Here is a 9411-nt window from a genome sequence, read left to right as displayed (position 1 = left end):
GGGTGCCGTCGAAGTCCAGGCCGATCACCGCGGCGGTGGGGTGGGCGAGCAGCGCGGCGAGTCCGTCCCGGCCGGCCTGGGTGGCGGGGCTCGGCAGAGGATCCATGTACCGACACTATCCAGCGGGGGCGGTTGTCACGCCTGGGACTCCTCCTCAGCGTTCCGAACGCCGGCTCTCCCTGATCCTGCGCAGGCGGTTCACCGTGACCGGGTCGTGGGAGAGGGCGCGCTCGTCGTCCAGAAGGGCGTTGAGGAGCTGGTAGTAGCGGACCGGCGAGAGGTGGAGGTCCTCGCGGATGGCGCGTTCCTTCGCACCGGGTCCGGCGAAGGACCGGCCTTCCAGTGCGAGGATCTCCTTCTCGCGCTCACCCAGTTCCATGGGGAAACCGTAGCGCTCAGCCGGTGCTGGCCGCGCTGTCCGCCGCCGTGGCCGTGGCCTGGAGCCGGGTGAGAACGCCCTCGGGGCTGCCGCCGGGCGCGACGGCCTGGCCGATGTTCTGCTTCACGGCCGCGCTGACCTGCGCCCAGGAGGTCTTGCCCACCGGGTACATCTCGCTCGTGGCCAGCTGGTCCAGGAAGGGGTGCAGGGCCTTGTCGGGAGCCGCGTCCGACGCGCTCATGGCGTTGGACGCGGAGGTGGTGACCGGGAGGAGCCCGTAGGTGCGGGAGAAGTCGAGGACGTTCTTCTCGCTGTACACGTAGTTCAGGAAGTCGCCGACCTGGTCGGCGTGGCCGTTCTGCTTGAACGCCATCATCCAGTCGGACACCCCCATCGAGGCCCGCGCCCGCCCGGTCCGGCTCGGTGTCGGCACCATGCCGAAGCGCACGCCCTTCGCCTCGGCCTGCTGGATCAGCGTGGGATGCCCGTCGACCATGGCGGCCTGCCCGTCGGCGAACGCCGCGAACGCCTGCGCCCGGTTCAGCTTGCCCGGCGCCACCGGACCGGTCAGCCCCTTGCCGACCAGGTCGTCCTTGAGCCAGGAGAAGGTCCGCACGTTCTGCTCGGAGTCGATGGTGTAGGTGCCGATGTCATCGGTGTAGCCCGTGCCGCCGGTACCGCCGTCGCCGCCGCTGAGCAGCCACTGCATCGTCTCGGCCTGCGCCTCCTCGGGCCCCAGCGGCAGCGCGAAGGGGAACTTCACGCCCTTCGCCTTGAGCGCCTTGGCGTCCGCGGCCAGCTCGTCCCAGCTGGTGGGCGGCGTGGTGATGCCGGCGCTCGCGAAGAGCGTCTTGTTGTAGAAGAGCACCCGGGTGGAGGCGGCGAAGGGGATGCCGTACTGCGTATGGCTCCACTGGCCGGCGTCGGACAGCTGGGAGAGGAAGTCCGCCTGGGTGCGGATGGAGAGCAGGTCGGAGGCCGCGTAGAGCTTCCCGGCCGCCGCGTAGTCGGCGTACGCGCCGATCTGCGCCAGGTCCGGCGCGTGCCCGGCGTCGACCATCTCCTTGACCTTGCGGTCGACGTCGTTCCAGGAGTACACGCTGACCTGGACCTTCACGCCCGGATGTGTCTTCTCGTACTCCTTGACCAGCGAGTCCCAGTACTTCTGCGAGCTGTTCCCCGCCGAGTCGCCGTAGTCCGCGGCCACGAGTCTGAGGGTCACATCGGAGGAGCCCGTGCTCCCGCAGCCGCCGAGGAAAGCGGTCATGCCCATGGCGGACACCGTCGCGATCATTCCTGCCGTACGCCGACGCACCGTCAAAACCCCAACCCCGCTGTCCGAACAAATAAATCAGATGAACGCCTAAGGTCTACACCACGTGAGTGGACTAGACCTCTCGTGGGTCAGCGGGCCACACTGTCCCCGTGAGACATGTCATCGCCCTGGACGTGGGCGGTACCGGGATGAAGGCCGCCCTCGTCGGGGACGACGGCGCCCTGCTGCACCACGCCCGCCGCGCCACCGGCCGTGAACGCGGCCCCGACGCGGTGGTCGCGGGCATCCTCGACTTCGCCGCCGAGCTGTCCGCGTACGGCACCGAGCACTACGGCCCGCCGGCCGCCGCCGGCATAGCGGTGCCCGGCATCGTCGACGAGGAGCACGGCACCGCCGTCTACGCCGCCAACCTCGGCTGGAAGGACGTACCGCTGCGCGATCTGCTCGCGGAGCGGCTCGGGGTGCCCGTCGCGCTCGGCCACGACGTGCGCACCGGCGGGCTCGCCGAGGGCCGGATCGGCGCGGGCCGGGGCGCCGACCGCTTTCTGTTCGTACCACTCGGCACCGGCATCGCGGGCGCGATCGGGATCGACGGCCGGGTGGAGTCCGGGGCGCACGGCTTCGCGGGCGAGATCGGCCATGTCGTCGTACGGCCCGGGGGCACGCTCTGTCCCTGCGGGCAGCGCGGCTGTCTGGAGCGGTACGCCTCCGCGGCCGCCGTCAGCGAGGCCTGGGCGGCGGCCGGCGGGAACCCGGACGCGGACGCGGCCGACTGCGCGCGGGCCGTCGCAGCGGGCGACCCCGGCGCCCGGCGGGTCTGGCAGGAGGCGGTGGACGCGCTCGCCGACGGTCTGGTCACCGCGCTCACCCTGCTGGACCCGCGCACGCTGATCATCGGTGGCGGTCTCGCCGAGGCGGGGGAAGTGTTGTTCCAGCCCCTGCGGGACGCCGTCCGGCGCCGGGTCACCTTCCAGAAACTGCCGTCCATCGTCCCCGCCGCCCTCGGCGACACCGCCGGCTGCCTCGGCGCGGGCCTGCTCGCGCGGGATCTGCTGACGACCACTTCTACTCCGGAGGTAGACACCTGATGGCCAGTCCAAGAGGAGCCGCGACGAACCCGCAGGTGCTCACCGGCGCGAACGTGGTGCTTCCCACCGGCACGGTGAAGAACGGCACCGTGGCCATCGACGGCACGCGCATCACCGGCGCGCCCCCGGCGGATGCCGCCGTGCTCGACGTGTCCGGCCACTGGCTGGTCCCCGGCTTCGTCGACCTCCACAACCACGGCGGCGGCGGCGCCTCCTTCTCCGGTACCGCCGAGCAGATCCTCACCGCGATCCGCACCCATCGCGCGCACGGCACCACCACCCTCGTCGCCTCCACCGTCACCGACGAGATGGACCTGCTGGTCCGCCAGGCCGGGCTGCTCAGCGAGCTGGCCGAGCAGGGCGACATCGCGGGCATCCACTTCGAGGGGCCGTTCATCTCGCCGTGCCGCAAGGGCGCCCACTCCGAGGCGCTGCTGCGCCACCCGGAGCCGGCCGAGGTACGCAAGCTGATCGACGCGGCGCGCGGCCAGGCCCGGATGCTCACCCTCGCCGCCGAACTGCCGGGCGGCATCGACTCGGTACGGCTGCTCACCGAGCACGGGGTGATCGCGGCGATCGGGCACACCGACGCGACGTACGAGCAGACGGTGGACGCCATCGAGGCGGGTGCCACGGTCGCCACGCACCTCTTCAACGCGATGCCCGCCCTCGGCCACCGCACCCCGGGTCCGGTCGCGGCCCTCCTGGAGGACGAGCGGGTGACGGTCGAGCTGATCAACGACGGCACGCATCTGCACCCGGCCGCCCTGGAGCTGGCGTTCCATCACGCGGGCGCGGACCGGGTGGCGTTCATCACCGACGCGATGGACGCGGCCGGGATCGGCGACGGCCGCTACATGCTGGGCCCGCTGGAGGTGGAGGTCAGCGAGGGCGTGGCCCGGCTGGTGGAGGGCGGTTCGATCGCCGGCTCCACGCTGACGCTGGACCGGGCGTTCAAGCGCGCGGTGACCGTGGACCGGCTGCCGGTCGAGGCCGCGGTGAAGGCCCTGTCCGCCAACCCGGCCCGGCTGCTGGGCCTTTCGGACCGGGTCGGCTCCCTGGAGCCCGGCAAGGACGCGGACCTGGTGCTGCTGGACGCGGACTTCGACGTACGGGGCGTGATGCGGCACGGCGAGTGGGTGGTCGCTCCCCAACTGGGCTGATACGCCCGGCTTTTCCCTGCGATCGGGGCCGACCCGCATCTGGGTCGGCCGCCGTCTCTTTGGCATGATCAGGGCCCCGGAACGACGGCTTCGAGGGAGGCAGCCCGGGTGATCCTCACGGTCACGCTGAACACCGCTCTCGACCTCACCTATCGGGTGCGGTCACTGCGTCCGCACGCCTCGCACCGGGTCTCGGAGGTCATCGAACGCCCGGGCGGCAAAGGGGTGAACGTGGGCCGGGTGCTCGCGGCGCTCGGGCACGAGGTGACGGTCACCGGGTTCGCGGGCGGTGGCACGGGCCGGGCGGTGCGGGACGGACTCGCCGGGACCGGGGGGCTGACGGACGCGCTGGTGCCGGTGGCGGGGGCGACGCGGCGCACCATCGCGGTCGTGGACGAACACTCCGGCGACACGACGCAGTTGAACGAGCCGGGCCCGCAGATCGCGCCCGCGGAGTGGGCCACGTTCCTGGACCGCTACACGGAGCTGCTCTCCGGCGCCTCGGCGGTGGCCCTGTGCGGCAGCCTGCCGCCGGGGGTTCCGGTGGGGGCGTACGCGGGTCTGATCCGCACGGCGCGTTCCCTGGGCGTGCCGGTCCTGCTGGACACCGGCGGCGAGCCGCTGCGCCGGGGGGTGGCGGCCCGCCCCGACATCATCAAGCCCAACGCCGACGAACTGGCCGAACTCACCGGCTCCCACGACCCCTTGCGCGCCACCGAATCCGCCCGCCGCCGCGGCGCCCACACGGTCATCGCGTCCCTGGGCCCGAACGGCCTGCTGGCCACGACTCCGGAGGGCCGCTGGCGCGCCACCCCGCCGGGCCGGGTCCACGGCAACCCGACCGGCGCGGGCGACTCGGCGGTCGCCGCACTCCTGTCCGGCCTGGTGACCCACCTCCCCTGGCCGATGCGCCTCACCCACGCCATCGCCCTCTCGGCGGCCACCGTCCGGGCACCCGCGGCGGGCGAGTTCGACCGCGCGACCTACGAGGGACTCCTGGAGCGAGTGTCGGTGACGACGGCGCCATAGCCTTGCCCCCTCGCCGGACATGCCCGCCTGACAGATTGGCCGAGAAGTACCCTTTTCTCCCATGTCGGCCGAATGATCGAATGATCACTCATTCGCTACATTGACCAGTAGCGACCGATATAGGGGATCTCATATGAGCATGCTCACGAAGAGCCTGGCGGCGGTGGCCGTGACCGGCGCGTTGCTGGGCGGCGCCTTTGCCACACCGGCCGCGGCGGCCGATCCCAACACCTGCCCGAAGGGCAAGTTCTGCGGATGGTCGGGGACGAAGAGGACCGGGACCAGGACGGTCTACTCCGAAACGCCCGGCTGCATCCCTCTCGCCCACATCGCCCGTTCCGTCTCGAACCAGACTTCTTACACACTGGTTTTCTGGAAGGCCACCCTCGGCTGTGCCACCGGCACCAAGCTGGTCACTCTGAAGCCGGGCACCTACTCGGACAACCCCGGCAGTGCCAACTCGGTTGAGATTTGGGGCTGAGGTGCGCCAAAAGGGCTTGACCTGAAGCTCACCATGCGCGACAGCCGCCGGAGATCAACATCTCCGGCGGCTGTCGCGCATGGCGTACCCCATCGGCCTCTACGAGGTGATTCAGGCCGTGGTGATGTAGAGCTGGTCGATGAGGGCGTTGCACTGGTTGCCCTGGCCGCAGGCGATCGTCACCGTGTTGGAGCCCTGGTTCAACGTGACGGGAGCCCAGGTGGTCTGCCAGCCCTTTTCGAAGTCGCCCTTCGGCGAGCCGATGAAGTTCTTCATGCCCAGCGGCTGCTGGTTGGACTTGCCGTTGACCGTCACCGTCGCATTGGCGTCCACACCGGGAATCGCATAGCGCACGTACAGACGGTACGAACCGGCCTTCTGAACGTCGGCGACCGTCCAGGTGACGGAGGCGCCCACCTGGTTGAGGCCGGCCACGTACTTGCCCCCGGCACCCTTCGCACCCTTGACGTCCGTGGCCACCGAGGTGCCGCCCGCCAGCTGCACGGAACTGTCCGCCGCGTCGACCTTCGGCAGCTGACCGTCCGCCGAGCTGCTGCTCGTCGGGGTCGGGTCCGTGCTCTGGGACTGGGTCGGGGTGGTGCCGGCCTGGTTGTCGGACTTGTCGTCGGAGTTGCCGTTGAGCATGGCGACGCTGATGCCGATGACCACCGCGGCGACCACCGCGATCGCGCCGATCAGCAGGCCCTTGGTGTTGGGGCCGCGGCGGCCGGGGCCGGGCGCCGGGGCGTGGCCCGCGGGCGGGGCGCCGCCGGGGAGCGTCTCCGGAGCCTGGTAGTGCGCGTTCGGCTGGCCGTAGGCACCCTGCTGCGGGACATAGGGCGGCTGCTGCTGGCCGTACTGACGCTCGCCGACCGCGCGCACCCTGCTGACCGAGTTCGGGTAGCCGTAACCACCGGACGGCGGCTGTGCTCCTCTGGCCTGGCCGTCTGCGTACAGATAGCCGAACGGGTCGTCTTCCTCGGGCGTGCTCGCGCCGTTGTCGCCGGGCGTCATCCCTTGGTACTCCTCAACAGGTGCGAACGGATACGGTCATGGCTGGAAAGGCGAGCCTACCCGTTCCGCTTAGCCCAAACAGGTGACGCAGACCGCATCAACACGCTGACCTGGGGCTCATCCCGCGCGGCGATGTTGTTTGGGACGAGATCGTTTCTCTACGTACATCCGCTCGTCGGCGGACTTCAACACTTCGTCGGCGGTCATCCCGCAGTGCGCCCACCCGATGCCGAAGCTCGCCCCCACCCGGACCGCCCGGCCCTCGGCGCGGATCGGCTGGATGATCTCGTTGCGCAGCCGTACCGCCAGGTCCTCGGCGTCCGCGCGGCCGAGCCCGTCGGCGAGGATCACGAACTCGTCGCCGCCGAGCCGGGCCACCGTGTCACCGTCGCGCACCCCCTGGGACAGCCGCCGCGCGACCTCGATCAGGACGGCGTCGCCCGCGTTGTGCCCGAACCGGTCGTTGATCGACTTGAAGCCGTCCAGATCGCAGAAGAGCACCGCGAGACCCTTGGTGCCGTCGTCCTGCTCGCCCTCGGGCGCGACGGTGTGCACATGGTGGTCGTAGCCGTCGTACGACTCCGCGCCCGGCGCGAAGTCGAAGCCGTGCCCGGTGGGGCCGTCGAAGGCGGGGTGGTGGCCGTAGGCCGCGTCCAGGGACTCCAGGGCGTGCGCCGGGCGGCGGCACAGCCGGGCGCCGAGCCGCGAGCGCAGCTCGGCGGAGTTCGGCAGGCCGGTCAGCGAGTCGTGCGAGGCGCGGTGGGCGAGCTGGAGCTCGCGGCGCTTGCGCTCCTCTATGTCCTCGACGTGGGTGAGCAGGAAGCGGGGCCCGTCGGCGGCGTCCGCGACCACGCTGTTGCGCAGCGACACCCACACATAGCTGCCGTCGCGGCGGCCGAGGCGCAGCTCGGCGCGCCCGCCCTCCGCCGAGGTGCGCAGCAGGGTGCCGATGTCCTCGGGGTGCACCAGGTCGGAGAAGGCGTAGCGGCGCATCGCGGAGGCCGGGCGGCCGAGCAGCCGGCACAGGGCGTCGTTGGTGCGCAGGATGCGGCCGTGCTGTTCGCCGCCCATCTCGGCGATGGCCATGCCGGACGGCGCGTACTCGAACGCCTGTCGGAAACTCTCCTCGCTCGCCCGCAGCGCCTGCTGCTCGCGCTCCAGGCGGACCAGGGCGCGCTGCATATTGGAGCGCAGCCGGGCGTTGCTGATCGCGATGGCGGCCTGGAAGGCGTACATCTGGAGGGCCTCGCGGCCCCAGGCGCCGGGCAGCCGGCCGTTGTGCGGGCGGTCCACGGATATGACGCCGAGCAGCTCACCGCAGGAGCCGCCCGGGGCGCCCGGTGTGTACATGGGGGCGAAGAGGCGGTCGGAGGGATGCCACTCGCCCTCGAAGCGGGGCGCGGGACCGTCCGTGAACCACTGGGGCACATCGTCGTCGTCCAGCACCCAGCCCTCGGTGTGCGGTATGAAGACGAGGTCGCCCCAGCGCTCACCCATCCCCAGGCGCCGCTCCCAGGCGTCACGGGAGCCGACCCGGCCGGTGATCAGGGCCTCGGCGGCGGAGTTGCCGGAGAACGCGGCGACGACGAGATCGCCGTCGGGCCGTACGAGGTTCACGCCCGCCATCTCGTACCCGAGGGCGTTGACCACGCCGTCGGCGACGGTCTGCAAGGTGTCCGCCAGGCTGCGCGCCGTGTTCATGTCCGCCATGACCTGGTGCAGCTGCCGCAGGGACGCAAGACGGACATACGGCTCCGACTCGGTCTCCATGCTCGCCCTCCCCCCGAGACCTCGCAGCGAATCAAGGGTCGTCGTCTTCGGCGCCTCGTGGTTGCTCCAGCAGTTTCACCGCCACTGAATCACAGCGCGCTGCCCACCCGGTACACAGGGTCAACAATTCCTGCCCCTTGTGACTCAAGTCACAGCAAAACGTGAACAATTGGGCGGAGTTTCGGCGTTTTCCATGCGTTCACCGAATGCCTGCTTTCCGGTTCCACTCCGCCGCTGGTCCTAGGTCCCGGCTCGGCCGGAGGCCCGATGCGACGGGCGTAGAGCGCAGACTAGCGTTTCCGGCGTGCTGAAGACGCCTTCCCCCACCGCCCTCGCCGCTTCCGGGCATGCTGAGGGGGTGAGCAACGACGAGTTCCGGGCCGCGATGTCCCGGCTGGCCGCGGGCGTGGTCCTGGTCACCGCGCAGGAACCGCCGCTCGACCCCGACGACCCGGACGCCCCGGGCGTGGAGGACGTCGGCATGACCGCCACGGCCTTCCTGTCGGTCTCCCTGGATCCGCCGCTGGTGCTGGTCAGCCTGCGGGAGGGCTCACGCATGGACGACCTGCTCGCCGAACAGCCGCTGTGGGCGGTGTCCGTGCTCGCCGAGAGCCAGCGGCACATCGCGGGCCGCTTCGCCATGAAGGGCCGCATCAGCGACCGGCTCCTGTTCGAGGACCTCGCGTACACCCGCGGCGAGGTCACCCACGCCCCGCTGGTCGGCGGCGCGCTCGCGACGCTGGAGTGCCGTACCGAGCAGCGGGTGGCGGCGGGCGATCACACCCTGGTCGTCGGCCGGGTGCTGACCGCCCGGGTGCCGAGCGCGGAGGGCGGCCCGCTGACGTATTTCCAGGGCCGTTACCGGCAGTTGGGCTGATCCTCCGCTTTATTTCCGTGGTGGCGTGGTGAATTCGCCGCCTAGGGTGCGCGGATGGCACCGCATCTGGAAGAGATCACGCCCCGCAATTTCGAGACGGCGATCGGTATTCGCGTCCGGCCCGGCCAGGAACACGCGGTGGAGCCGGTGGAACGCTCCCTCGCCGAGGCCTTTGTCCACCCTCCGGGTGTGGCCTGGCCGCGGCTGATCCTCGACGGCACTCGGCCGGTCGGGTTCCTGATGGCCTTCCTCGACATCGACTGGTACGGCGACGGAAGCGTCCGCCGGTCGGGGCTGTGGCGGCTGAACATCGCGGCGGACGCTTCCGTCGCCG

Annotated in this window: 9 protein-coding genes and 1 pseudogene; 6 read left to right on the top strand and 4 right to left on the bottom strand. The window is 71.0% G+C overall.

The features are described 5' to 3' along the window. Window positions 1–154: 154 nt before the first annotated feature. Both CCN72_RS11470 and CCN72_RS11465 read right to left on the bottom strand, forming a co-directional pair. Entirely contained in the window at window positions 155–379 is a 225-nt protein-coding gene (locus CCN72_RS11470; protein WP_086807430.1) for a DUF3263 domain-containing protein, read from the bottom strand. A 16-nt stretch (window positions 380–395) separates the two neighbouring features. Next, window positions 396–1652, bottom strand: coding sequence for an extracellular solute-binding protein (locus CCN72_RS11465; RefSeq protein WP_244174194.1), 1257 nt, complete (start codon window positions 1650–1652; stop codon window positions 396–398). A 152-nt stretch (window positions 1653–1804) separates the two neighbouring features. Between CCN72_RS11465 and CCN72_RS11460 the strand changes: the two genes are divergently transcribed. From CCN72_RS11460 to CCN72_RS11445, 4 genes are all read left to right on the top strand, one after another. Further along, window positions 1805–2743, top strand: a complete 939-nt coding sequence (locus CCN72_RS11460) for an ROK family protein (RefSeq protein WP_086807428.1) — start codon at window positions 1805–1807, stop codon at window positions 2741–2743. Further along, window positions 2743–3906 carry an N-acetylglucosamine-6-phosphate deacetylase gene (gene nagA, locus CCN72_RS11455; RefSeq protein WP_208637975.1) on the top strand — a complete coding sequence of 388 codons (1164 nt, stop codon included), beginning with the start codon at window positions 2743–2745 and terminating at the stop codon, window positions 3904–3906. Before CCN72_RS11460 ends, nagA begins: the two co-directional genes overlap by 1 nt. Before the next feature lie 108 nt (window positions 3907–4014). Continuing rightward, the gene (locus CCN72_RS11450) at window positions 4015–4935 is read left to right on the top strand and encodes a 1-phosphofructokinase family hexose kinase (RefSeq protein ID WP_086807426.1); all 921 of its coding nucleotides are present in this window, start codon (window positions 4015–4017) and stop codon (window positions 4933–4935) included. A gap of 139 nt (window positions 4936–5074) precedes the next feature. Continuing rightward, window positions 5075–5416, top strand: coding sequence for a peptidase inhibitor family I36 protein (locus CCN72_RS11445; RefSeq protein ID WP_158101340.1), 342 nt, complete (start codon window positions 5075–5077; stop codon window positions 5414–5416). Window positions 5417–5527: 111 nt separating this feature from the next. On the opposite strand, the gene CCN72_RS11440 is transcribed toward CCN72_RS11445, so the two are convergent. Continuing rightward, window positions 5528–6430 (bottom strand): CBM35 domain-containing protein, encoded by a 903-nt coding sequence (locus tag CCN72_RS11440; RefSeq protein WP_086807424.1) that lies wholly within the window; start codon window positions 6428–6430, stop codon window positions 5528–5530. A 117-nt stretch (window positions 6431–6547) separates the two neighbouring features. Next, complete coding sequence (gene cdgB / locus CCN72_RS11435) at window positions 6548–8200, bottom strand: diguanylate cyclase CdgB (protein WP_086807423.1); 1653 nt, start codon at window positions 8198–8200, stop codon at window positions 6548–6550. 304 nt (window positions 8201–8504) lie between these two features. Here cdgB and CCN72_RS11430 point away from each other — a divergent pair, with 304 nt between their 5' ends. Beyond that, window positions 8505–9077 (top strand): flavin reductase family protein, encoded by a 573-nt coding sequence (locus CCN72_RS11430; protein WP_161217736.1) that lies wholly within the window; start codon window positions 8505–8507, stop codon window positions 9075–9077. Between the two features lie 54 nt (window positions 9078–9131). Beyond that, window positions 9132–9411, top strand: a pseudogene (locus CCN72_RS11425) (GNAT family N-acetyltransferase); the annotation flags it as partial.

This window comes from Streptomyces murinus (assembly GCF_002154555.1).
GTDB classification, from domain to species: Bacteria; Actinomycetota; Actinomycetes; order Streptomycetales; family Streptomycetaceae; genus Streptomyces; species Streptomyces murinus.
The sequence above is the reverse complement of the archived record's forward strand: the minus strand, read 5'-3'. Positions and strand labels throughout refer to the sequence as shown.